The sequence below is a fragment of the Oceanobacillus polygoni genome (genome assembly GCF_008304605.1).
Lineage (GTDB): Bacteria > Bacillota > Bacilli > Bacillales > Amphibacillaceae > Oceanobacillus > Oceanobacillus polygoni.
The window spans coordinates 225,234-248,680 of the sequence record NZ_PIJY01000030.1 but is presented as its reverse complement, the minus strand read 5'-3'; the positions used below and the strand labels follow the sequence as shown (position 1 = coordinate 248,680).

The 23,447-nt window shown below is 38.7% G+C and carries 20 protein-coding genes and 1 other annotated feature (1 of these 21 only partly in view); of the genes, 15 read left to right on the top strand and 5 right to left on the bottom strand.

What is annotated here, in order from left to right:
- Positions 1–5 precede the first annotated feature (5 nt).
- The 12 genes from F1560_RS15935 (at position 6) to F1560_RS15880 (ending at position 11,793) form a co-directional block, all read left to right on the top strand.
- Positions 6–227, top strand: a complete 222-nt coding sequence (locus F1560_RS15935; RefSeq protein ID WP_245347693.1) for an MbtH family protein — start codon at positions 6–8, stop codon at positions 225–227.
- Positions 228–229: 2 nt separating this feature from the next.
- Entirely contained in the window at positions 230–1,651 is a 1,422-nt protein-coding gene (locus F1560_RS15930; protein WP_149475636.1) for an MDR family MFS transporter, read from the top strand.
- Positions 1,644–2,345, top strand: coding sequence for a 4'-phosphopantetheinyl transferase family protein (locus tag F1560_RS15925; RefSeq protein WP_187773750.1), 702 nt, complete (start codon positions 1,644–1,646; stop codon positions 2,343–2,345). Before F1560_RS15930 ends, F1560_RS15925 begins: the two co-directional genes overlap by 8 nt.
- Positions 2,346–2,685: 340 nt before the next feature.
- On the top strand, positions 2,686–3,198 hold the full coding sequence (locus tag F1560_RS15920; RefSeq protein WP_149475634.1) for an LptM family lipoprotein: 513 nt from the start codon (positions 2,686–2,688) through the stop codon (positions 3,196–3,198).
- 89 nt (positions 3,199–3,287) lie between these two features.
- Positions 3,288–3,605, top strand: coding sequence for a thioredoxin family protein (locus F1560_RS15915; RefSeq protein ID WP_149475633.1), 318 nt, complete (start codon positions 3,288–3,290; stop codon positions 3,603–3,605).
- A 29-nt stretch (positions 3,606–3,634) separates the two neighbouring features.
- A complete protein-coding gene (locus tag F1560_RS15910; protein ID WP_149475632.1) occupies positions 3,635–4,441 on the top strand; it encodes a DUF1444 domain-containing protein in 807 nt (268 codons plus the stop codon).
- Positions 4,442–4,455: 14 nt separating this feature from the next.
- On the top strand, positions 4,456–5,058 hold the full coding sequence (gene ytpR, locus F1560_RS15905; RefSeq protein ID WP_149475631.1) for a YtpR family tRNA-binding protein: 603 nt from the start codon (positions 4,456–4,458) through the stop codon (positions 5,056–5,058).
- Between the two features lie 367 nt (positions 5,059–5,425).
- Positions 5,426–7,774 (top strand): DNA translocase FtsK, encoded by a 2,349-nt coding sequence (locus F1560_RS15900; protein WP_149475630.1) that lies wholly within the window; start codon positions 5,426–5,428, stop codon positions 7,772–7,774.
- A 69-nt stretch (positions 7,775–7,843) separates the two neighbouring features.
- Positions 7,844–8,959: a nicotinate phosphoribosyltransferase gene (locus F1560_RS15895; protein WP_149475629.1), complete on the top strand. Its 1,116-nt coding sequence runs from the start codon at positions 7,844–7,846 to the stop codon at positions 8,957–8,959.
- A 136-nt stretch (positions 8,960–9,095) separates the two neighbouring features.
- Positions 9,096–10,406: a UDP-N-acetylmuramate--L-alanine ligase gene (gene murC, locus F1560_RS15890; RefSeq protein ID WP_149475628.1), complete on the top strand. Its 1,311-nt coding sequence runs from the start codon at positions 9,096–9,098 to the stop codon at positions 10,404–10,406.
- Positions 10,407–10,872: 466 nt separating this feature from the next.
- The gene (locus F1560_RS15885; RefSeq protein ID WP_149475627.1) at positions 10,873–11,280 is read left to right on the top strand and encodes a DUF948 domain-containing protein; all 408 of its coding nucleotides are present in this window, start codon (positions 10,873–10,875) and stop codon (positions 11,278–11,280) included.
- A gap of 21 nt (positions 11,281–11,301) precedes the next feature.
- Positions 11,302–11,793, top strand: a complete 492-nt coding sequence (locus F1560_RS15880; RefSeq protein ID WP_149475626.1) for a YtxH domain-containing protein — start codon at positions 11,302–11,304, stop codon at positions 11,791–11,793.
- 66 nt (positions 11,794–11,859) lie between these two features.
- Here the strand turns inward: F1560_RS15880 and F1560_RS15875 are convergent, their stop codons facing one another.
- Positions 11,860–13,992: a cell division protein FtsA gene (locus tag F1560_RS15875; protein WP_149475625.1), complete on the bottom strand. Its 2,133-nt coding sequence runs from the start codon at positions 13,990–13,992 to the stop codon at positions 11,860–11,862.
- 141 nt (positions 13,993–14,133) lie between these two features.
- Here F1560_RS15875 and F1560_RS15870 point away from each other — a divergent pair, with 141 nt between their 5' ends.
- From F1560_RS15870 to motP, 3 genes are all read left to right on the top strand, one after another.
- Positions 14,134–15,207: a bifunctional 3-deoxy-7-phosphoheptulonate synthase/chorismate mutase gene (locus F1560_RS15870; RefSeq protein WP_149475624.1), complete on the top strand. Its 1,074-nt coding sequence runs from the start codon at positions 14,134–14,136 to the stop codon at positions 15,205–15,207.
- Positions 15,208–15,475: 268 nt separating this feature from the next.
- Entirely contained in the window at positions 15,476–16,477 is a 1,002-nt protein-coding gene (ccpA, locus tag F1560_RS15865) for a catabolite control protein A (RefSeq protein ID WP_149475623.1), read from the top strand.
- A 131-nt stretch (positions 16,478–16,608) separates the two neighbouring features.
- Positions 16,609–17,433, top strand: a complete 825-nt coding sequence (gene motP, locus F1560_RS15860) for a flagellar motor protein MotP (protein WP_149475622.1) — start codon at positions 16,609–16,611, stop codon at positions 17,431–17,433.
- 134 nt (positions 17,434–17,567) lie between these two features.
- Here the strand turns inward: motP and F1560_RS15855 are convergent, their stop codons facing one another.
- The 4 genes from F1560_RS15855 to F1560_RS15840 all read right to left on the bottom strand — a co-directional run bounded on the left by F1560_RS15855 (position 17,568) and on the right by F1560_RS15840 (position 23,164).
- Positions 17,568–18,725, bottom strand: coding sequence for an acetoin utilization protein AcuC (locus F1560_RS15855; RefSeq protein ID WP_149475621.1), 1,158 nt, complete (start codon positions 18,723–18,725; stop codon positions 17,568–17,570).
- A gap of 1 nt (position 18,726) precedes the next feature.
- The gene (locus F1560_RS15850; RefSeq protein ID WP_149475620.1) at positions 18,727–19,374 is read right to left on the bottom strand and encodes an acetoin utilization AcuB family protein; all 648 of its coding nucleotides are present in this window, start codon (positions 19,372–19,374) and stop codon (positions 18,727–18,729) included.
- Position 19,375: 1 nt separating this feature from the next.
- Positions 19,376–20,029, bottom strand: coding sequence for a GNAT family N-acetyltransferase (locus F1560_RS15845; protein ID WP_149475619.1), 654 nt, complete (start codon positions 20,027–20,029; stop codon positions 19,376–19,378).
- Between the two features lie 186 nt (positions 20,030–20,215).
- Positions 20,216–23,164, bottom strand: a complete 2,949-nt coding sequence (locus F1560_RS15840) for a transglycosylase domain-containing protein (protein ID WP_149475618.1) — start codon at positions 23,162–23,164, stop codon at positions 20,216–20,218.
- Positions 23,165–23,291: 127 nt separating this feature from the next.
- Positions 23,292–23,447, top strand: a binding site (T-box leader) (it continues 57 nt past the right edge of the window).

Sequence of the window (23,447 nt, the reverse complement as noted above, 5' to 3'; positions counted from 1 at the left end):
AGATGATGAGCAATCCTTTCGAAAATCCGGATGGGATTTATGTAGTCTTAATCAATGAGGAAGGCCAGTATTCACTCTGGCCCGACTTTCTGGATATACCATCAGGATGGGAAAATGTTTACGGAGCAGACAATCGCGAAAAGTGCCTGGATTATATTAAATCACATTGGCATAATCAGATGCCAAATAGTTTGAGAGTATCTGAAAGCATTGGTTCTAGGGCTTAGGAATGAAGCAATATTTTAATGCTAGAGTAGCAGTAGTCATTGTTTATGTACTCGCTATGTTTATGTCTGCTCTTGATAGTACCATTGTTAATGTTGCGTTACCGTCAATCGTGGAAGCGTTCGACGTTCCCCCTGCTGCTACAGGGACGATCAATATCGGTTATCTCATTAGCTTAGCGATGTTTCTTCCAGCAGCTGGTTGGTTTGGAGACCGTTTTGGGACGAAACGTGTATTTTTAGCCGCGCTTGCAATATTTACGATTGCGTCGGCATTATGCGGAATAGCTCACAATATGTTTACATTGAACCTGTTTCGAATTTTGCAGGGCATAGGGGCAGGTTTTCTTACCCCTGTTGGTATGGCGATTTTATTTAGAACGTTTACCCATGAAGAACGACCAAAGCTTTCACGTATACTTATTATACCGATTGCACTTGCACCTGCACTTGGCCCGGTAATTGGCGGATTGCTTGTAGATGTTCTTTCCTGGCGATGGATATTTTATATAAATATTCCAATTGGCATATTGGCCTTAGTAATAGGGAAGGTATACTTGCAGGAACATCTGGAGGAAGCGGTAGGTAAATTTGATTATAAAGGTTTTTTACTGTCGCTATCAGGTTTTTCGATGTCAATTTATGCACTCACACAAGGTACGATAAAAGGTTGGACTTCTCCGGAAATTCTAATTACTGGTCTTGTCGGTATTTCTTTAATGATTGCGCTAGTTCTTGTAGAACTTCGTATCGATAAACCGATGATCAATTTAAGCCTCTTGAAAGATCCGATGTTTCGCACAATGAGTCTAATCAGTCTCTGTTCAGCGGCTGGTTTATTGGGGATGCTCTACGTATTTCCGCTCATGTACCAAAACGCATTAAATGTAAGTGCTTTACACACAGGACTAACGACATTTCTAGAAGCGCTTGGATTAATGGTAGCTTCTCAGATCATGCCTTGGACGTTGAAAAAACTTGGATTGCAGCGTCTGTTAATCTTTTCTCTATTAGGCACCATTATTGTATTTATACTCATTGCACTATCCGCATTATCTAATCCATGGTTGCTGAGAGTATTGATGTTCGGGATAGGGTTTTTCCTAGGCCAGACCGTAGGAGCTGCACAAATTTCTGCATTTAAACATATTGATTCTGCTTCTATGAGCAGGGCGACGACATTATTTAATATGCAAAACCGACTTGGCTCTGTACTTGGTGTAGCTATATTGGCCAGTGTACTAGGTGCAACGGATGCAGTAGAGGGTGAACATATTGGATTATTGACCTATCAGTATGCATTGTTCGGCGCTGCTTTATTTCTAATTATCGCATGGATCATTGCAATGAGATTTAAAGAAACGGAAAATAAGCGCAAGCCACAGTTGAGATTGGATGATGTGGAAAGGAGCAAAGGGATTGGTTGAAGTTTTTATTTGCCGATTACCCGAAGAAAAAAGCCAATCGGATTTAACATCATTGCTGACATATGTATCTGACGAGAGCCAAAAGCGAATACTGAAATTCTTTCACCTTGCTGATGCTTACCGGACATTGGTCGGTGAACTGTTGATTAAGCATGTACTTTATAAACAGACAGGGAAGCGAGTGAAGGATATTACTATAGGAAAAAATGCATATGGTAAGCCATATTTTCCAGATTATCCTTCTATACAATTTAATATTTCTCATTCTGGTGATTTTGTTGTCTGTGCGGTGAACGATCAGCAGGTCGGTATTGATGTAGAAAAGGTAAAGGCATTCGATTTATGTATGGCTAAGCAGCTTTTTACCGAGTTTGAATATTGGGAAATACTTGCTGCAGAGAATAAAAGTCTTGCATGCTATGATTTTTGGACAATGAAAGAAAGTTATGTGAAGGCATTAGGAAAAGGGTTGGCTATTCCGCTTCACTCGTTTCGGGTGAAAAAAACAAAGGTGGACCACTTCGTTATTATAGATATGGATAGAAATGAAGAGGTTAAGGACTTCATGCTAAAGCAATTCACAATTGCAACAGGCTACAAGCTTGCTGTCTGTGCGCGAGATGCAAGTGAATATAACTTTTGTAAGCATCCTGATCAGATAAGTTTTAACCACTTATGTAACGCTGTTATTTAGAAGTTAAAAACTTTGGATAAGGTTAACCTGGTATAATAAAATGCAATTTGTTTTTATAAATTAATGAAACGTGAGCGGTGGTCCTCCACTGTTCACGTTTTTTTTGGATGAAGTGCTTCCGACTAAGCATACTCTAAGATTCTATTGGTTCTTTAGTTGTTTTCATCGACTGCCTCCAGTTTTATCACCTCTCTAGAAATGTTCGACCTATCGAACCCCAAAAATACTGGGGCAGTCCGTTCTTCGCTAACTGGTCCTTCTCCGCTTTTGTTCTTTAAAAATAAATCATTTCATAGTATCATGAACAATGGCTAAAAAGTACGTACTAGGAGGAAGCGTCGTGAAAAATTTAATCGTTACGCTATCTGTAACAGCTTTAGCTATTATATTGCTCGCTGGATGTGGACTTAAATCAGAAGAAGAAGCATTAGCAGATGCAACAGAAGCGGCTGAAGCGGTATTTTATAGCGAGACACCGATTGAAACAAATTATGAAATGGAAAGTAATTCTATTTATATACCTGATCGTGTAGACGTAGAGAGCAAAGATGAAAGTAATTTGATTCTTGTTGATGGGAAGCAAACATATATCGTTTTTTATAACGAATTTGAACCCGCTTCAAGTGAGTTGAATTACGATGTTGCTCAGTCTGATCAAGCACTTGTGCTGGATTCGTACAGTGATGATGATAAATTTGGGTATATACGGATTCTTCCTGACGATGGAGAGGGCTACGAATTACAAATTGGCATTGGTGGCGCTAAAATCACCACATATACCCAAAAGTCTAGAATTGAGAATGATGCAAGTGAGTTAATGAACATTGCAAAATCAATTGCTATCGAGCAGTAGAGCATAGAGTAATCACATGTTTAACCCTTGATAATTGAATCATACTTGAAACAAAGCTATGATAGAAAAGGAAAGGGAGTTGAGACGAAATGAAACAGTTAGAAACAGTTGAGCAATTTAATGATTTAAAAGATAATGAACGCGTTATTTTTATGTTTTCCGCTGGATGGTGCCCGGATTGTCGGGTTATTGAGCCGATATTACCTGAAATTGAACAAGCCTATTCACAGTATCAATTTGTCGAAGTAAATCGAGATAACTTTATTGAACTTTGTCAGGAACACGATATATATGGCATTCCAAGCTTCTTAGCTTTCGTAAATGGTAAGGAAGCTGGACGTTTTGTTAGTAAGGATCGGAAAACAAAAGAAGAGATCGAGCAATTTATTGACGGATTATCGGCATAAGCTCAGGTAGCACAGGAGGTGACGATTACATGAAAATGACGAGCTTTAAAATGAAAAAAATATTGGAAGAACGGTTTGCGAATGCGGATTTTAGGACTTCGTTTAATCGTGATAAAGATACTTTCCGAGTAGAATGGAAGGAATCGAACCAAGGAATTACGATTACATTACCGAATGTTATTGTAAAATACAATCAGCGTGGAGAAGTCGCTATCGATGAGCTGGAGGAGCATGTGAAAGAAGCGCTCCGAATTATGAATGAGGAGCATCAGCTGGCAGGGATGGAGAAACATATATACCCTGTAATGCGCTCCCCGTCCTTTCCAACGGAAACCAAATCTGGTGCAAAGCTTGTCTATAAAGATCATACAGCTGAAACGCGTGTTTTTTATGCGCTTGATTTAGGGAAGTCCTATCGATTGATTGATGAAAAGCTTCTCGAACAAGAAGGTTGGACCGCTTCACGTATTGATGAAATAGCAACATTTAATGTACGTTCCTTGAGCCTTGATTATAAGCATGATCAGGTTGCAGATAATGATTTTTATTTTGTTGCAACGCAGGATGGCTATGATGCAAGCAGAATATTGAATGAAGCTTTCTTAGAAGAGATGAAGGCGAATGCGAAAGGCGATTTAACCGTAGCTGTTCCCCATCAAGACGTGTTAATCGTAGCTGACATTCAGAATAAAATGGGGTATGATGTTTTAGCGCAGATGACAATGAAGTTTTTCGCGGAAGGACGTATTCCAATTACCTCTCTTCCATTTATTTATGAAGATAAGAAATTGGAACCAATCTTTATACTTGCAAAAAACAGACCTGAAAAAAGCTAGAAAGGATGATAATAATGGATGTTTTTTACAACCCAGATGGTATTGGTGACGTATTACTGATTCCAATCAAAGAGGGTGACCGTTATGAAATCGAACACGAAACATTCGGTTCAATTACAAAAATAACGTCAAAGGCTGGAGAGGTGCTTGGCTACAATATATTTGAAGCATCGAAGCATTTCGATTTAATAGAAAAAGGAAAGATAAAGCTGACGGAAGCTTTATTACAAGAGATTAAGCAATTATTCGCGGTAAATCAATTGAATGATCAGCTTGATTTTGACTTGAGTCCAAAATTTGTTGTTGGCTATGTAACAAGTAAGGATGGTCATGAAAATGCGGATAAATTAAGTGTTTGCCAAGTTGATGTTGGCAATGAGACCTTGCAAATTGTTTGCGGGGCACCAAATGTGGATGCAGGTCAAAAAGTAGTCGTTGCCAAAGTTGGCGCAACAATGCCAAGTGGTTTGAAAATTAAACCGTCTGAATTACGTGGGGTGCCATCGAATGGTATGATTTGTTCGCAAAAGGAATTAGGACTCCCGGATGCTCCAGCGGAAAAAGGAATTTATGTATTGGATGATTCTTATTCAGTAGGAGAAGAATTTATAGTTTAAATGAGACAAAAGGACAACCTTTCACATCAGTGCAGGGTTGTTCTTTTTTTCACCTGCTCGTCCAACTCTAGTGACTAGGTGTGCGTTTAGAAAGATAAAATGCATCGAATTTACATCAAGTTCCTCATCTTCCTTGAGTTACATAGACAATCTCCATTGCTCGAGACCTATAATAGATGGCGGTAAACCAGGTAATTCAACTTATGTTTTCTTACATACGTTTCAAAAAATCATAAAAACTGCTAGAATAGAAAATGATTGACTTTATCATTGCAAGAATATGTAATTTATAGAATGTATTAGTTCAATCCTATTGTGTACGTGTGATACGTGCACATTGTTTTCAATGAAAAGAAAGAGTGATTATATGTGGGATCAATGGAAGAAACGAATTAAAAACATTTTTACCGAAGAAGTTGAAGTGGAAGTAGAAGAAGTTGTGGAAATCAAGGCGAATCATAGCCTTCAAAATAAGGAAAATAAACAAGTTGAAGCAAGAATGATGTATCAGTATCCAGAACGAAATTCTTTTCGATTCCCTGTGATACCTGATGAGCAAACTAAAAAGCCAGCTAATCGACCGCCTAAAAGGCAAAATGATCGTGAAAAGCCAGAAATTAAGAAGCAAGAGAAAAAGCGACCAGAAAGAATGTACGAAGAGCCAATTAGGCAGGATCGGAAAGTATACAAAAAGGATCCAGATGTTCCATTCCAGCCGACAGACGTACCATCACCGATTTATGGATTTCAAAAAAGGCAGCAAGAGAAGGAAATCGAAAATGTCCCAGCTTTTAAACGGAAGGATCAAATACAGGAAGAGAAGCTCAATGAAGAGCAATCTTCAGTCCTATCCAGAGCAGAGGAACGAGCGCGAAAAGCTGTAACACCAATCGAAGAGCAAAGCAAGGAAGTTGAAAGCCTTACGATAGCATCTACTCCTATGACTGAAGAGACAAGCACTGTAATAGAAGCAGAAAAAGAGGTCGCAGCGACACAAGCACCTGCTGAAAATGAAGTAAAGACTGAAAAAGTACGATCAGAAGAGCGGGAAAGAACTAGAAAAGAAAAAATTAATCCGCTTAGTACACAAGAGTCTCGTCAAGTATCGGAAAGAAGAAGTGAACGTAAGTCGGATCCATTCAATGTTATCATGACGCCAAGAGATAAGAAGCGGCTTTATGATCGAAAACGCAATGAAGCAATGCAGCAGCAACAGACTACAGAGGTTGACGGACAGTACGAAAGCGCACCAGTGAATCAACAAGAAGTAGTTGAACAAGAAGTTATCGATTTAGTCCAGCAACAGGAGCCTGTGCGCGAGATTCCAGTTCACTTACTCAATGATCCAGTAGAAAAAAACAATGAAGATCAGATTTGGGTAAATAAACAGCAGCAACTGCTGGAACAAACATTAAAATATTTTAATGTACGTGCACGTGTCGTTAAAGCGACACAAGGTCCGTCTGTTACGAGATTTGAAGTTCATCCGGAGCTAGGAGTAAAGGTAAGTAAGATTAAAAATCTTTCCGATGATTTGAAATTGAATATGTCTGCACGAGATATCCGTATTGAAGCACCGATTCCGGGGAAAAATACGGTTGGAATCGAGATACCCAACCCGAAAGCAGAAATGGTAGGCTTACAACGTATTTTTGAAACAAAGGAATTTAAAGAAAGTGAATCGCCACTAAGCATTGCACTCGGACTAACGATTGAAGGTAATCCAAAGGTGACGAATATCCAAAAAATGCCACATGGATTGATTGCAGGTGCAACAGGGTCAGGGAAGAGTGTTTGTATTAACACGATCTTAATTAGTCTTATCTACAAGGCAAATCATGAAGATGTTAAATTCTTGCTTATTGACCCAAAAATGGTTGAGCTTGCACCTTACAACGGCATCCCGCATTTAGTTGCACCAGTCATAACAGATGTCAAAGCTGCAACACAGAGTCTGAAGTGGGCGGTTAATGAAATGGAAGACCGTTATGAGAAATTCGTCCAAGAAGGTGTCAGGGACATTGAACGTTATAATCAGAAGGTGACGAAACTTGGGCGCAGCAGTGCAAAAATGCCTTTCATCGTTATTGTTATTGATGAGCTTGCTGACTTAATGATGATGTCACCGCAGGATGTCGAGGATTCCATTAGTCGAATTGCTCAAAAAGCGAGAGCATGTGGGATTCATTTGTTATTGGCTACACAGCGTCCGTCTGTTGACGTAATTACAGGTCTTATTAAAGCGAATATCCCAACCCGAATTGCTTTTAGTGTATCGTCACAAATCGATTCGCGGACGATTATTGATTCAAGTGGAGCGGAAAAACTTCTTGGAAGAGGCGACATGTTATTCGTTGAGAACGGTGCTGGACAAAGCGTTCGCTTACAGGGCCCATTTGTCTCCGATGAGGAAATCGAACGAGTCACAAGTTACGCGCGGAGTTTAGCAGAACCGAACTATCTATTTGAACAGGAGCAATTGCTGGAACAAATCACGCTGGACGAAGATGCAGATGAATTAATGGACGAAGCAATTCAATTCGTCATGAACCATAAAAGTGCAAGCACATCGCTCTTGCAGCGTCATTTTAAAATCGGCTACAACCGAGCGGCGCGTTTGATTGATGCATTGGAAGCTCGAGGGATTATCTCCGGACAGAATGGAAGTAAACCACGAGAAGTATTAATTAGTCCATCCCAACTAGATGAAATGTAATTTATTTGTCTAGTTGGTAAAATTTCTATATGATAAAAGAACGAATTGTAACCGATAAGGAGATCTATGATGAAAGAAATCGAACAAAAGCTAACAGGCAAAATAAAACGTTTAACGAACAAAACATTTAAATTTGATGAACGTATCCAAGAGGGATGGTTTTCAGCTGTTTATTTTTTAAAAACGAAAAAGATTGCAGAGGAAAAATTAGCGAATAATTATGTAACGATGCAGTTTTTTCAGAAGGAGCACGCAGTACTGTGCGGAACAGATGAAGTAATTGCATTGTTACATACGTTTGCGGACCGTCCAGAAACATTGGAAATCCACTCGTTAAAAGATGGAGATAAAATTAGTCCGTATGAAACGGTTCTAACTATTTCTGGGTCTTATCAGCAATTTGGCTATTTAGAAGGAATTATTGATGGAATCCTTGCAAGAAGAACATCTGTCGCGACAAATGTATACAATGTGGTAAAAGCTGCACGAACCTCCGGGGAGCAAAAGCCAGTTGTTTTTATGGGAGATCGTGATGACCATTATACGACCCAGGCAGGGGACGGATATGCTGCATTTATCGGTGGGTCCACTGCACAAGCTACCCATGCCATGAATGAATGGTGGGGGAAAGAAGGAATGGGAACAATGCCACATGCATTGATTCAAATGTTCCGTGGAGATACGGTAGCAGCTGCTAAAGCCTATCACGAACTATTTCCAGAAGACGATCTGGCAGCGCTTGTTGATTATAATAATGATGTGATAACAGATTCATTAAAGGTTGCTAGAGAATTTGGAGATGCATTGAAATCCGTTCGTCTTGATACATCACGTACATTAGTTGATAAATACTTTTTAAGAAACCATCATTTAATGGGAACATTTGACCCAAGAGGTGTAAATCCCGAATTACTTTTTGCGTTACGAGAAGCATTGGATGATGATGGGTTCCAGCATGTTAAAATTATGGTTACGGGTGGATTCACGGAAGAACGGATTACCGAATTTGAAAAAGCCGGAGTACCTGTAGATATGTATGGTGTCGGAAGAAGCTTACTCAGGCTAAATATCGGGTTTACAGGAGATTTAGTACTGCTTAATGGAAGTCCAGAAGCAAAAGAAGGGCGCAGGTTTAGACCAAATCCACGATTGGAAAAGGTTGAATATAACGCTCCGAATGAATGATTCAGGCTTGATTTTGTAAATCAGAGAAAAGTGTTTGAATCTATATCAATTTTTGCTATAATGAATCGGTGTGAATATCCTTTCATACAATTATTTGCAGATGTAACGTTTGTATGAACAAGTTGGAGGTTCGTTTATGACAACTTACCATTTTATTGGTATTAAAGGGACAGGAATGAGTGCTCTTGCGCAGATCCTTCATGATTCGGGTGAAAAGGTGCAAGGGTCTGACTATGAGAAAAAGTTTTTTACGCAGGAAGCACTTGAAGAAAAGCAGATTCCAATTCTTGCATTTTCTGAAAGTAATATTAAAAAAGAGTATACCGTTATTGCCGGAAATGCATTTTCAGATGAGCATATAGAAATCCAGGAAGCGAAAAGATTAGGTTGTACATTTTACAGATATCATGAATTCCTTGGCGAATGGTTAAAGCAGTATACAAGCATTGCCGTGACAGGTGCTCATGGGAAGACATCAACTACTGGGTTGTTAGCCCATGTATTGGATGAAACATTCCCAATTTCTTATTTAATAGGTGATGGTACAGGCAATGGTCATGTTGACAGCCAGTACTTTGTGTTTGAAGCCTGTGAGTACCGCCGTCATTTCTTAAGCTATGAGCCTGATTATGCGATTATGACGAATATTGATTTTGACCATCCGGATTACTTTACGAGCCTTGATGATGTAGTAGATGCGTTTCAATCGATGGCCGACCGAGTAAAAAAATGTATTATTGCATGTGGTGATGATGAAGAGCTGCAAAAGATTCATACGAAGGTTCCCGTCATTTATTACGGGTTTGCCGCAACAAATGATTTCCAAGCACAGAATGTACAGGAAACGAAAAATGGAACACAATTTGATGTGTTCGTTAGAAATACGTATTACGATACATTTACGATTCCAATGTATGGGAACCACCATATTTTAAATGCACTATCTGTTATTGCAATTTGCCATTATGAAGGTATTCAAGCAGCGGACATTAAAAATCTATCTACTTTCAAAGGGGTTAAGCGTCGCTTTAGTGAAAAGGAAATTGCTGGTCAAGTAATTATTGATGATTATGCACATCATCCAAGAGAAATTACGGCGACAATTGAGTCTGCGAGAAAGAAATATCCGAATAAGCAAGTTGTAGCTGTTTTTCAGCCACATACATTCACAAGGACGAAAACATTCTTGCAAGAGTTTGCTGATAGCCTAAATGAAGCGGATTCTGTTTATTTATGTGATATCTTTGGTTCAGCTCGAGAAGAATCGGGTCAGCTGACGATCAATGATTTACAGCAATTAATTTCAGGAAGTGAAATCCTGGAATTAAGTCAAACAGAAGTGTTACAACAGTATAAAGACAGTGTTGTCATTTTCATGGGCGCTGGAGATATTCAAAAGTTCCAAAAAGCGTATGAAGAGACGCTAAAAAACTCAATAAACAACTAATATAGTAAACCATCAATTCCAGTAATTGATGGTTTATTTTTGTGTGCAGAAATAAACCAAATTATTTCAATTTAAGCTCGTTCCTATAATACAGCGAATGTACCTTTAACAGGAAATAAAAAAATAACTTAATTAAGTCGTTTATGTTTACTTAATAAATTATATGGGAAAACAAGCTATACAATCAGCTACTTTTTTCTCGCTACTAGGCAGGAATTCTATCATATTTGTCGAAATTGTTAAGGGAAAGGGGTATACTATAAGGGCAAAGGAATGAAGAGGCGAGAGCCACTGCGTAGCAAAGGTTTATTACATCATACAGTGTATTTCTTCGCTCATACATAGGTTTATCCTTGAAAATTTAGGGTATTATTTTAAGAAGTGTATGATTGTAATTAATAAGGAAATGCTCTTGTTTAAACCAACACAATAGCCATACTACACTTAAAAGGAGCTGATTTTAGAAATGGAAGTTATGTTATATATTGCCGCACTGCTTGCAGTAATTGCATTTATCGTGCTGGTAGTATATGTAGTTATCACATTAAAAGCAACAAAAGAAACACTGAACAACGTATCAAACACAATGCAAGGACTTGAAAAGCAGATGCAAGGTGTAACAACGGAAACAACGCAGCTTTTGAATAAAACAAATCGTTTAGCTGACGATATCAATCATAAATCTGCAAAGTTAGATGGCCTATTTGAAGGTGCTAGAGGTATTGGTGATACAGTCAAAGATTTCAATCAAACATTGAGGCAACTTTCCAGTACGATTTCCCGATACTCTAAAGAAGATCAAGAAAAGGCTGCACAAGCAGTTAAATGGGGAGCTTCCATACTGGAATATTGGAATAAAAGAAAAAGAAAATAATTAAATCTAGGAGGAATAAGGATGGCAGAAAATAATATTAATACAAAGGATTTTATTATTGGATCACTCGTGGGAGCTATTATTGGTGCATCAACAGCATTACTCTTCGCACCGAAATCAGGAAGAGAGTTAAGAAGTGATATTAACCAAGGTGCAACACAAGTAAAAGATCGTGCAAGTGAATTCAAGGATGTTGCACAAGAGAAAGGGATCGAACTGAAAGATAAAGCGATCGCAACGAGTGCTGATTTAACAAAGAAAGCTGTCGATACGACATCACAACTTTCTAAAAATGTTGCACAGAAATCTCAGGAGTTAAAAGAGAACGTTACACAAAAATCACAAGAATTAAAAGAAAATGCTTCCCAAAAGGCAAATGAAGTGAAAAAAGAGGCTACGGAGAAAGCAGAAGAAGTAAAAGCGGATGCCGAGCAGAAGACAAAAGAAGTAAAGGCAGATGCAGCAAGTAAAAAAGAGGAAGTAAAACAAACTGCAAAAGCAGCAACAAAATAAGGTGAAAAAAGGCTGTCGATGTGACAGCCTTTTTTGTGCTTTTTAAAAATTAGAGTGGAGCTATTTTTAGTCTTCCCAACGGATTTCTAGCTTATCTCCTGAGATGATTACATCATCAAACGAGGTAGGGCTATTATTCTTCAACAACTTAAACTTACCGTTTGCTTGTGACAAATCGATATGCACATAACGAAAAACATCCTGAAAAATAAACGACTCTAGTTTCTGCTCTTTGAGATCGAGTATGTCGTGAGGTTGTAAGTGGTCCTCAACATGTAATATATCCTGCTCTCGCTTGATTGTAACAAGTGGTTGTGTCATTGTAACCTTTTCTCCATTAAACGTGACAGTGACCTTATTTGAAGCATTTTTATCAAGTTGCTGTAATAAGTCACGGACAGTCGGTTGCTTTGCTATCATAACTTCTATTCGGTCGTTCGACTTTAAGATGTCATCTAATGCTGCTTCCTCATTGTTGACAAAGGTTTTAGTTGTCCCAGTTGTTATCGTAATCGATCGGTTATTGACTCGTATTGTAAATGGTTTTGTCGTGATGCTCGTAATTAACTTCTGATCTTGTAAAAATGCGCGAATTGTTTTTGTTTGTTTCCACATGATTTTGTCGCCATCTTTTATAACATAATCAGGATTTTGCACGCTTCCATTTACATATAAGTCAGTTTGCAGCTTATAAGGCTTCTTGTTATAGAAGACAGTCAACATTGGTGCATCACCGATAAGCTCCTGTAATGTTGGCTTGATAGGCTTTCCGTCAGCACCAGCAACAAATTCAATTTCATCACGATCTTTGATAAAGTCATCGACGTGTGCAATGTTGTTGTTTAAATAGATTTGCGGTGCTTCACCAAAGCTGCCTGGAAGTGTGATTTCTTTTCCATTTACCGTAACGATTGAGGCTAATCCAGGTTTTCCGTAAAGTTTATTCAATTTGATGCCAGCTTGAATTAAACAATCACCGATGGTAAGTTGCTTCATCTCAAATAGACGAATGACTTGCTTATTGACAGTTACGCTAACATAATGCACAGGATTTTGTTTGGCGGCAATTGCAATTCCAATTGGCGTAACAAAGTCAGGGCCAGTTGGCACACCCTCATGACGTAAATTTTGAATGGCATCGATTCCACGAATAGCCACGCGGTTATGTGGAAGGTCCAGTTTATCTGCAAGTGCGGTTGTTAAGTTTGGTGTTAAACTTCCACCCCCAACTAGCATGATTGCACGTGGAGCCTTTGCATTTAACTGAATGATTTCAGCAGCTATTGCTTCAGCTAGTCGCTCGACAGATTTTGCAATATCTTGAGCGAGTTTTTCATAGGTGATGATAGATTCAAAGCCTAATATATCAGCAACTGTATATTCCCCATTGTTCACGATTTCTCGTTTCGTTTCTTCGGCCTTCGGAAAATCAAGTAAGTAATGATCACTTATCGCTTCAGTTACCTCATCACCAGCAATCGGAACCATTCCATAGGCTACGACAGTACCTCTATCTGTGATTGCGATATCACTTGTTCCTGCACCAATATCAACAAGCGCTACATTCAGTCTACGCATTGATTCGGGTATTAACACATGGATGGCAGCTATTGGCTCTAGTGTCAGTGCCTCCATATCCAAGTCTGCTCGACGCAGTGCTGCTAGTAGGGATTCCACAACAACTTTCGGAAGGAACGTCGCAATAATTTCAACAGTAGCTTCTTCGCCACTTTGGTCAATGAGCGAGCCAATTTGTTCTTGGTCGAGCTTATAATTTAGAACGGAATATCCAACACAATAATAATTATTGTAATCATTATTTTTTTCTTGTTGGGCAAGGAAATGCTGCGCATGTTGTACAGCGGTAAGCTCTAAATGTTTAATTACATCTGTATCTGTAATTGGGTGATGGTGCAATGAAATAGAAGCACTTGCTTCCACCGTTTTCAGTGATCTTCCAGCAGCGGCAACACAGGTTTTTGTAAATGTGCTACCTACTTTTTCTTCAAGTTTTTCTTTCACCTCTTGAATCACTTGAGCCACCGCTACTACATTATGTATTTGCCCATCACGCATCGAGCGTTCTGTATGTTCTTTCATATAATAATCAATGACTGTGAATGTATGATCTAGCTTTTCCAATATAATGCCGGTAACGGAACGAGTACCAATATCGAGGGCAAAAATAGGATCTCCCATCGCTAAAACTCCTTCCTTTTAATAGATTATTAGAATAAGTAAAAAGATATCTATTATATTATAAACTTATTGGTGACAAATGAAAGAATTTTAGCTATAATTGTCTCTAATTATTAAAAAATGACTTCAGGGGGATTGGAAATGAGTAATGAAATGGAACAGCTTAGAGTTCAGATGGATGATGTCAATTTAGAAATTTTGGAATTAATAAACCGACGTGCGGAGATTGTTCAGCAAATTGGTCAGCTGAAAACGAAGCAAAGTATCAAACGATTTGATCCAGTGCGTGAAAGAGAAATGTTGGATAAAATCAAAGATAATAACAATGGTCCTTTCCAAAATTCGACGCTAGAACATATTTTTAAAGAAATTTTTAAAGCGAGTTTGGAATTGCAAGAAGATGATCATAGTAAAGCATTACTCGTTTCAAGAAAAAAGAAACCTGAAAATACTGTTATAGAAATTAAAGGTGCCAAAGTAGGAAATGGAAATACAAGCTATGTATTTGGTCCGTGTGCGGTCGAAAGCTATGAGCAGGTAGCTGCGGTTGCAGAATCAGTAAAGAGCAAAGGGCTTAATTTACTGCGTGGAGGAGCGTTTAAACCAAGAACTTCTCCATACGATTTCCAAGGACTTGGTGTAGAAGGATTACAAATTTTAAAACGTGTTGCTGATGAATATGATTTAGCAGTAATCAGTGAAATTGTGAACCCTGCACATATCGAAGAAGCGATTGATTACATTGATGTCATTCAAATTGGTGCAAGAAACATGCAAAACTTTGAATTATTGAAGGCAGCAGGAGATACGAATAAACCAGTGCTATTAAAGCGTGGTCTATCCGCAACGATTTCTGAATTCATTAATGCAGCAGAATACATTATCTCTCGTGGTAATGGGAATATTATTTTATGTGAACGTGGTATTCGAACTTACGAAAAAGCAACACGTAACACATTAGATATTTCAGCAGTTCCAATTTTGAAACAAGAAACACACCTTCCAGTTATGGTTGATGTTACACACTCAACAGGAAGACGTGATCTATTACTTCCAACAGCAAAAGCAGCACTTGCAATTGGAGCAGACGGTGTTATGGCTGAAGTACATCCAGATCCTGCGGTTGCGTTATCTGACTCCGCACAGCAAATGGATATTCCAACGTTCGATCAATTCTTTGAAGAGCTTAAAGGTCTCGAAAATCGCTTGAAATAAATAGTACTAGAAGAAAGGCTGAACAAATGGACAGCCTTTCTTTTTTTGTGGGAGTTTTTTGGATGCTGGCTTTTTATTTAGACTTTAGTAAGTAATAGAAGTATGCTAGTATTGTTTTTTGTTAAACCTAATAGTGGCTGTGCTCGCATTTGTGTACAATTTTAGACAATTTGCCGGTTTTTAAGATTTTTTTTGTAATTTTTTTCATCCTAGAGTATTATATAAAGAATAGAAGTCGATTTGTGATTTTATTAGGAGGTAGACTTAGATGAATATAACAATATATGACGTAGCGCGTGAGGCGAATGTCTCAATGGCTACTGTTTCTCGTGTTGTTAATGGAAACCCAAATGTAAAGCCAACAACACGTAAAAAAGTATTAGCAACGATTGAACGATTAGGCTATCGTCCGAATGCAGTGGCTAGAGGATTAGCAAGCAAAAAAACAACTACTGTGGGAGCGATTATCCCGGATATTTCGAATATCTTCTTCTCAGAGCTTGCACGAGGAATTGAAGATATCGCAACGATGTATAAATATAATATCATTTTAAGTAGTTCGGATCAGAATAAAGATAAAGAGCTGCAACTCATTAATACGATGTTAGAAAAGCAAGTGGACGGAATTTTATTTATGGGAGGAAGTATTGACGACGACCATATCCAACAATTTAAAACGTCTTCTGTACCAGTTGTACTTGCAGCTACGCATGATCCAGCAGATAAGATTCCTTCGATAAACATTGATTATGAGCTCGCTGCATATGAAGCGACTACTCACTTGATCGAGAATGGACATAAACATCCTGCGTTAGTTGCAAGTAATTTAGATTTTGGTGTAAATACATTAAAATATAATGGGTACCTTCGTGCGCTCAAAGATGCTTCTATTGAATTAAATGAGGAATTTATTTACAAAGGAGCCTATGCTTATCAAACGGGATTAGAAGCAGTAGAGTATTTCGCAAACTTGGATGAAAAGCCGACTGCTATATTTGTAACCTATGATGAGCTTGCATTAGGGGTTATCCACGGTGCCCAGGACCGGGGATTAAACGTACCAAACGATTTGGAAGTATTTGGCTTTGATAATACACGGTTATCAACAATGGTTCGCCCTACACTGACAACAGTTGTACAACCAACCTACGATATTGGTGCAGTGGCAATGCGTCTACTCACAAAATATATGAATAAAGAAGAAGTTGAAGATAATAATGTTGTATTGCCACATCGACTTGAATTAAGAAACTCAACATTAGAAAAATAATGCCGATATAAATAGTAAATTAGATAGATGTTCAAAAAGTTGCCATCAGATATGGAAGCATATGTTGTGAAATGGGTAACCTTTTGAACTCTTCTTGTTTTTAGTAATGAGACATAGGGAGCTAAATGAATATGAGAAAACGCGATTTCCTAACTCCGATTGGTATTACTTTAGGTTTTATTATGCTTATGTTGGCAATTATGACGAATAGTGGAACGGAAGGAGTTGCATCGTTTGCAGACATACCTTCCGTATTTATTGTAATCGGAGGCTTATTTGCTTCCATGCTAGTCACATTCAAAATGGATCAAATTAAGTTAACAGGTAAGATTATGAAAGAGGCATTTCATAAAAATGATATGCAGCTAGCTGAACTTATTCATCTATTTGTGCGTCTTTCAGAGCGGGCGAGAAGGGATGGTATTCTCGCATTGGAAAGTGAGCTCGAGGAGGTTCAAGATCCATTTATTAAAAAGGGTGTACTTCTTGCGGTCGATGGTATTGAACCTGAGGTCATTACCGATATTATGAATGCTGAAATTACAGCAATGGAAGATCGACATTATAAAGGAAGAGTGCTCTTTGAGAAGGCAGGGGATTATGCACCTGCATGGGGAATGATTGGAACATTAATTGGACTTGTTCTTATGCTGAATACGTTAGAAGATCCTGGGACATTAGGTCCGAGTATGGCTGTTGCGCTTTTGACAACCCTTTACGGTACAGTGCTTGCCAACTTGTTCTTCCTTCCAATGGCGAGCAAGTTAGAGGCTAAGACAGAGGAAGAGGTTTTTACGAAACAAATTATTATTGAAGGTATTATTGGTGTTCAATCTGGACAAAACCCACGCATTTTAGAAGAAAAACTTAGTGCCTTTCTTTCAAAAGACGTGAAAGAGAGAAAAACGATTGAAGATAAGGAAAACTATGTTGGCGAGCGTGTTAATCAGGCGTAGAAAAAAATATCAAGACCTTTATCAGATATGGAAATATGGTTACACCATATAGTCGATAAATAGTCTACTTAGAAGCTGTCTGGAACGGACAGCTTCTTGCTTGTTTAGAGGACATTTAGCTTACCATGTATCGTCTAGGGAATTGGTTTCGTATATTTTAATAGACTTTTTAATAATTGTTCATTTTTCTCGGTAATTTCAGCTTTTCTAGGAATCTCTGGAATAGCTTCTATACCATCATGCCAATTGGTTGGTAATTCAACAGGCGATTCTTCTTGCCACTTCTTGATCCATTGAACAGGAAGTGCTCCTCTTGCTGGTCCGCCATTTTTCATCACATTCCATATTTGAGCCCAGGCACGAGGAACAACTCGCCACATATCATAGCCGCCTCCGCCAATTGCAATCCATTTTCCATCGCAATATTGGTGTGCTAATTCATGTGCGACGGATGGGATTCTTTCATAGATCGCCATTGTGCCACAAAGATGTGTTAATGGATCAAAGCAATGGGCATCAGCACCATTCTGTGTCACAATCACATCTGGCTTAAAAAAAGCTGCAATTTCTTTTGCGGCAGTTTCATAGACATGTAGAAATGATTCATCTTGTGTGAAGGCATCAATGGGAAGGTTAAAGGAATAGCCATGACCTTCCTTAATACCACGCTCATTCACATTTCCTGTCCCTGGGAAAAGGTATCTCCCCGTTTCATGAATAGAAAAGGTGCATACATTTGGATCATCATAGAATGCCCATTGTACGCCGTCACCGTGGTGAGCATCGGTATCAATATACATTACTCTCAGATTGTATTTTTTGCGAATGTATTTGATTGCAACAGCACTATCGTTATAAATGCAAAATCCAGAAGCTTTTCGTTGGAAGCCGTGATGTAAACCACCACCAAGATTTAGCACATGATCCCTTTTACCACTGATCACTTCATCGACAGCGGTTAATGTACCGCCGACTAAAAAACTGCTTGCCTCATGCATATTTTTAAATATCGGTGTGTCTTCCGTTCCTAAACCGTACTCCTGTCCAAATTTTTCGTTTAATCCGCCTCTACCAGCTCGTTTTACTGCATCGATATAATCATAATCATGAAATAGAGCAAGCTCTTCATCCGTTGCCATCCTTGCAGGAATAATATCTTGGTTTGTTAAAGCACCACTCATTTCCAATAATTCCTTCGCTAATTGCACCCGTTTGTGATTAAAGGGATGATCCTTATGGAAATGGTAGGATAAGTAATCATTGGAAAAAACAAAAGCTAAATTGTTGCTCATATTATGTCAGTCCAATCCTGTTGTTTGGCCACAGTAATTCATAGCCAGCGTTACGGAGATCCTGAATGATAGGCATTGGATTCATCGTTTGAATACGGAATACTAGAACTTTGTAAGTTAAATCATTTTTGTACGGATAAACTAAGACAGAGGCAATGTTCGTCTTTCTCTTTCCGAAAATAGCTGTAACTTCAGGAAGAATACCGGGTCTGTCAGGAACTTTTACTTCAATTAATGAGCTTTGAACATGCGTGCCTGTTAATTGGATCAGTGTATAAAGCATGTCTTTTTCTGTGACGGCACCAACTAAACGATTATTACGGACAACTGGAAGACAAGCGATTTCTTTTTCATAAAAAATCGATGCGACTTCTTCCACAAAATCCATTGGATGAATCGTAATCACAGGGTGACTCATAATCGTTTGGATTTCATTTTGCAATTCACTGTTGTCTGCATCTTTAATAAATGTCGACGGACTAGCATCACGTACATCGCGGTCGGAAACGATTCCAATCACCTGGTTAGCGTCATCCACGATGGTAATATGGCGGATGCGGTGTTGTTCCAACAGTTCTAATGCATTTGCAATCGTTGCTCCTGGCTTCAGGGTAACAACATCCTGTTTCATAATCTCTTCAACATGCATACTACAAACCTTCTCTCATGTCTCGATATTTATTCCTTGCCAAAAATCGAAGTTTATCGAATTGTTGAATGGATTCTTCATGAACATTTTTTCCGATTCGAACCATTAGACAATTTGCGGGGTGAGAAATAATCTCGGGATCATCTGTCGGGGCAGGGAGTAAACCACCTGCAGCCATCATTTTTTCCATAACTTTACGGTAATTCCAGATGCTTAATTTTGTCCCTTCCAAATCCCAGTGCCAATAATACTCCGTAGAGATAATTATATAATTCTCCATATACTCGTCCATCATGGAAACCTTTAATAAGTTGGATGCAACTCTTTCCCCACGATACGCAGGAATCATTTCTATTGCACCTAATTCTATTAAATCCTCCATATTAAACGTTGACCATCTTTCCAGTGGGTCGGGGTGTAAGTAGGTGACATAGCCGACAATTGTATCTGCTGTTCTTGCGACAAGGATTCTTCCTTCTGGGAATTCTGCTATCTCAAGGAGAGCCTCGAATTGCTTTGCTGCAGGTCGGAAGGCGGTCAGTTGTTCATGGAAATGGTACTGGCTTAACTCCGATGCAGGTAATGGTCCTTCAATAACAATGGTTCCTTGAGCGGTCTCGTATGATAAGCTGTGAAAATTTTTTACATGCTCCATTTGTTCACCACCTGTATTTAATCCGCTTTCATATCTTTATTATACAGGATTTCTGTAGTTATTTTTAGTATTTTGTGAAAGTTCCTTGAAAAGGGTAGGCTGAATGTAACCACGTGAGTTGCGAAGAGGAGAGTACAGCCAAAAAAAAGAGGGAGCTACAAATCCCCCTCAAAGATACATCATGTATTATTCATCGTCGTCATTTGATTTGTTGTTGTCATTACTGTCATTTTTTTTATCGGATTTCTCATCTTTTTTTTCTTTATTATCCTTGCTTTCTTTTTGTTTGTCATCCTTTTTATCGTCGTCTTTATCCTTATTGGATGTATCCTTATTCTTTGGTTTATTACCAACAATTACTTCAGACGATGCTTTGGATTCATTTCCAAAGTAGTCGACAGCTTTTACCGTAAAAACAGCATTTTCATTACCTATATTATATTCGGATTTGCTGGAATTGCCGACTAGCTTAAAGTCCCCACCGGAGGAACTAGCGCGGTAAATTCGATAACCAACAACATCGTTACTGCCAGGCTCATTCCAAGTCAGCTTATTGCCTGACTTTTTGACAGATGTTGGCGCTCCAGGAGCTTTTCCATCATCTTTGATTGAGCTTCCAGCAGACCCGCTAGGAATTCCGATTTTCTTCCATTTCTCAGCATCCTCACCTCTTGTTGGGTAGAGGACGGAAAGGTCACTGAGTTTATCATATCCATTTCTTTTTAACCATTCGGGGTTAAAGGTAATCCCATTGCCGTTTGTAAATTCACTCGGTGTATTGGAACCAGCTTTTACCGCTTTTCCATCAACAAGAACTTGGTTTCCGGAAATAAGACTGTCATCCTTTTCTGTAGGTACGAATTTTTCATTAAATAAATCGGTTTTAACTAAACCTGCCTTTTCGCATAAATCCGATGGTAGCATACCAGAAATCGAACAATAGCTACGCTCAACAATTCCGCCTGGACGTTCAAATTTTTGCTTAGGTGCTACAAGTTCTGGTTTAATATCGGATGCAGCATTAATAAATTCCGACCAAAGCTTCATGTTTCGCTGACTATAGCTAAGGGAATGGCTCGCATCATAAATGGAAGCTGGTGTCTTATATCCCATCCATGTACCAAAGGTTACATTTGGATTTACTGCAACAAACCAGGCATCTTTATAATCATTTGATGTACCAGTTTTACCTGCCCAATCGACGCCCCCATGTTTTAATTGCGAGTTTAGATAAGCCCCAGTACCTGATGAAATCACATCACGCATCATATCGAGTGTTAAATAACTCGTCTGTGGTGAAAATACTTCTACAGGATCCGATTGATGTTCATAAAGGACATCTCCACCTTTTGTTACGATTTTTTCAATCATATAACCATCGGCAAAGTTTCCGTTATTACCAAGCGTACTAAAGGCATTGATATTCTCTTCTACGGTTACACCTCGATCCATCCCTCCTAAGGCGAGAGAAGGTTGAATCTGGTCGCCTGCTGTTAACGTTGTAATACCCATTTTCTCTAAATATTCCTTAGCAGGATTATCCTGAATGATTTTCATATACGTATCAACTGCTGGGATATTATAAGAACTAGCCAATGCTCTTCGTGCAGAGACCATTCCATACGTACCGCCACCATAGTTGCTTAAATTATAAGGTTCTGAACCAGGGTTCGGAAAGGTTCTTGGGTAATCCGCTATTGGTGTTCCCGGTTGAACGACACCTTTTTCCATTGCTGGAGCATAATCGAGTAGAGGTTTAATCGTACTACCATTGGAACGAACCGCCTTTGTAGCATAATTATAATGATTATCTACACTTCCCGCACGGTTACCGAAGAAGCTAATAATTCTACCTGATTTGTTGTCGATTAGCATTCCAGCAGCTTGTACTTCCTCTGTCCAGCTCGTTGTTTCACCTGTTTCGTCATCTTTTACAGTAAACGTATGGTCGCGGCCATAGTTCTGATAATTTTTACCGATTTCCTGGAAAGCATCGTAAATTTCCTTATCAATCGTTGAATGAATTTCATACCCATTGTTTCTTAAAGCTCGTGATGCAAGTTCTTCATATTCCTTGTTTAAAGCTTCATTTTTATTAAGATCCCCTGATGTATATCCGTCCTCTTCAGCGAGGATTTTTTTGATGATTTTGGTCGCTCTTTCCTCGATTTCAAAGGTTAATACCGGATATGTTTCCCTTGATGATGGCGTTTCTTCCGTGAAATCTGCTGCAATATCATAATCTAAAGCTTCTTCGTATTCTTCCTTTGTAATGTATTCCATATCGTACATGCGATAGAGCACGGTTTTCATTCGATTTATTCCTGGTTGAATACCTGCTTCATCTTTTAGACCACCACTATTGACAAATGGGGTATAGGCAGAAGGGCTTTGAGGCAGTCCAGCGAGATATGCGGCTTGGGGAAGATTAACGTCACCCGCATCGGTGCCAAAGATTCCCTGTGCGGCGGTTTGAACTCCTGCGATATTTCTACCAGATGCATCTCTACCATAAGGTACAATATTTAAATAGGCTTCTAGAATTTCCTCTTTTTCAAAGAATCTTTCTAAACGAAGTGCGAGCAGCATTTCAACTGCTTTTCTTTCAAAAGAAACCTCATCGGTAAGTATTTGGTTTTTTATCAATTGCTGTGTTAGTGTACTCCCACCAGTTTGAACTGAAGAATTCGCTACTTCCTGAATCATTGCACGAAAAATTGCTTTTGGTACAATCCCTTTATGTTCATTAAAATATTCATCTTCTGTAGCGATAACTGCTTGTGTTAATATTGGTGAGATATTTTCTAATGTCGTTTCTTCGCGATGAATCTCGGAGTTGATGTCACCAAAGTAAACATCATCAGCAAAATAGAGCTTTGATGTTTCTGAGTAGTCATAAATATCCTGAGCCATCGTCTCGTAGCTTCGAATAGGTTCATCCTTTACAAGCGATGCGAAATAGCCTGCCCCAATAGCCCCTGCAAATATAAATCCAATAAAACCTATAACAAGAACGAATAAAATAACATTCCAGACAACATCATAGGTAATCCGTGATGACCGTTGGATTTTCCCTGTTTTCCATAGGGTCGACAGTTTCTTCTTATATTCGAGCATTTTTTCTTTAAATTCCATTTGTGAACCCCCTAAATTTCATATATATTATAGCATAAGTGCGTTTTTTGTTGTATCATATTTCTAAATTAAATATTGCATTTACGTTACAGATGTGTTATGAATGTATATAATAAATTTTATTACATATTATGTGATGAAGGATCGCAGTAGCTTAGCAAATCACTATTCGAAGAGAGCTGGCGGAAGGTGCAAGCCAGTATATATTTGCAAGTGAATTACAGTCTGGAGCATTTCTTTGGTAGATATACCGAAAGAACGGTGGAGACATCGTTAACAATCC

What these genes read in the sequence shown, in the direction of transcription:
- F1560_RS15885 (WP_149475627.1), top strand. Translation starts at nt 10,873, where the DNA reads ATGGAAGTTATGTTATATATTGCCGCACTGCTTGCAGTAATTGCATTT.
- ytpR (WP_149475631.1), top strand. Translation starts at nt 4,456, where the DNA reads ATGGATGTTTTTTACAACCCAGATGGTATTGGTGACGTATTACTGATT.
- F1560_RS15915 (WP_149475633.1), top strand. Translation starts at nt 3,288, where the DNA reads ATGAAACAGTTAGAAACAGTTGAGCAATTTAATGATTTAAAAGATAAT.
- F1560_RS15840 (WP_149475618.1), bottom strand. Translation starts at nt 23,164, where the DNA reads ATGGAATTTAAAGAAAAAATGCTCGAATATAAGAAGAAACTGTCGACC.
- F1560_RS15935 (WP_245347693.1), top strand. Translation starts at nt 6, where the DNA reads ATGAGCAATCCTTTCGAAAATCCGGATGGGATTTATGTAGTCTTAATC.
- F1560_RS15895 (WP_149475629.1), top strand. Translation starts at nt 7,844, where the DNA reads ATGAAAGAAATCGAACAAAAGCTAACAGGCAAAATAAAACGTTTAACG.
- F1560_RS15855 (WP_149475621.1), bottom strand. Translation starts at nt 18,725, where the DNA reads ATGAGCAACAATTTAGCTTTTGTTTTTTCCAATGATTACTTATCCTAC.
- F1560_RS15870 (WP_149475624.1), top strand. Translation starts at nt 14,134, where the DNA reads ATGAGTAATGAAATGGAACAGCTTAGAGTTCAGATGGATGATGTCAAT.
- F1560_RS15930 (WP_149475636.1), top strand. Translation starts at nt 230, where the DNA reads ATGAAGCAATATTTTAATGCTAGAGTAGCAGTAGTCATTGTTTATGTA.
- murC (WP_149475628.1), top strand. Translation starts at nt 9,096, where the DNA reads ATGACAACTTACCATTTTATTGGTATTAAAGGGACAGGAATGAGTGCT.
- F1560_RS15845 (WP_149475619.1), bottom strand. Translation starts at nt 20,029, where the DNA reads ATGGAGCATGTAAAAAATTTTCACAGCTTATCATACGAGACCGCTCAA.
- F1560_RS15880 (WP_149475626.1), top strand. Translation starts at nt 11,302, where the DNA reads ATGGCAGAAAATAATATTAATACAAAGGATTTTATTATTGGATCACTC.
- F1560_RS15910 (WP_149475632.1), top strand. Translation starts at nt 3,635, where the DNA reads ATGAAAATGACGAGCTTTAAAATGAAAAAAATATTGGAAGAACGGTTT.
- F1560_RS15850 (WP_149475620.1), bottom strand. Translation starts at nt 19,374, where the DNA reads ATGCATGTTGAAGAGATTATGAAACAGGATGTTGTTACCCTGAAGCCA.
- F1560_RS15875 (WP_149475625.1), bottom strand. Translation starts at nt 13,992, where the DNA reads ATGGGAGATCCTATTTTTGCCCTCGATATTGGTACTCGTTCCGTTACC.
- F1560_RS15900 (WP_149475630.1), top strand. Translation starts at nt 5,426, where the DNA reads ATGTGGGATCAATGGAAGAAACGAATTAAAAACATTTTTACCGAAGAA.
- ccpA (WP_149475623.1), top strand. Translation starts at nt 15,476, where the DNA reads ATGAATATAACAATATATGACGTAGCGCGTGAGGCGAATGTCTCAATG.
- motP (WP_149475622.1), top strand. Translation starts at nt 16,609, where the DNA reads ATGAGAAAACGCGATTTCCTAACTCCGATTGGTATTACTTTAGGTTTT.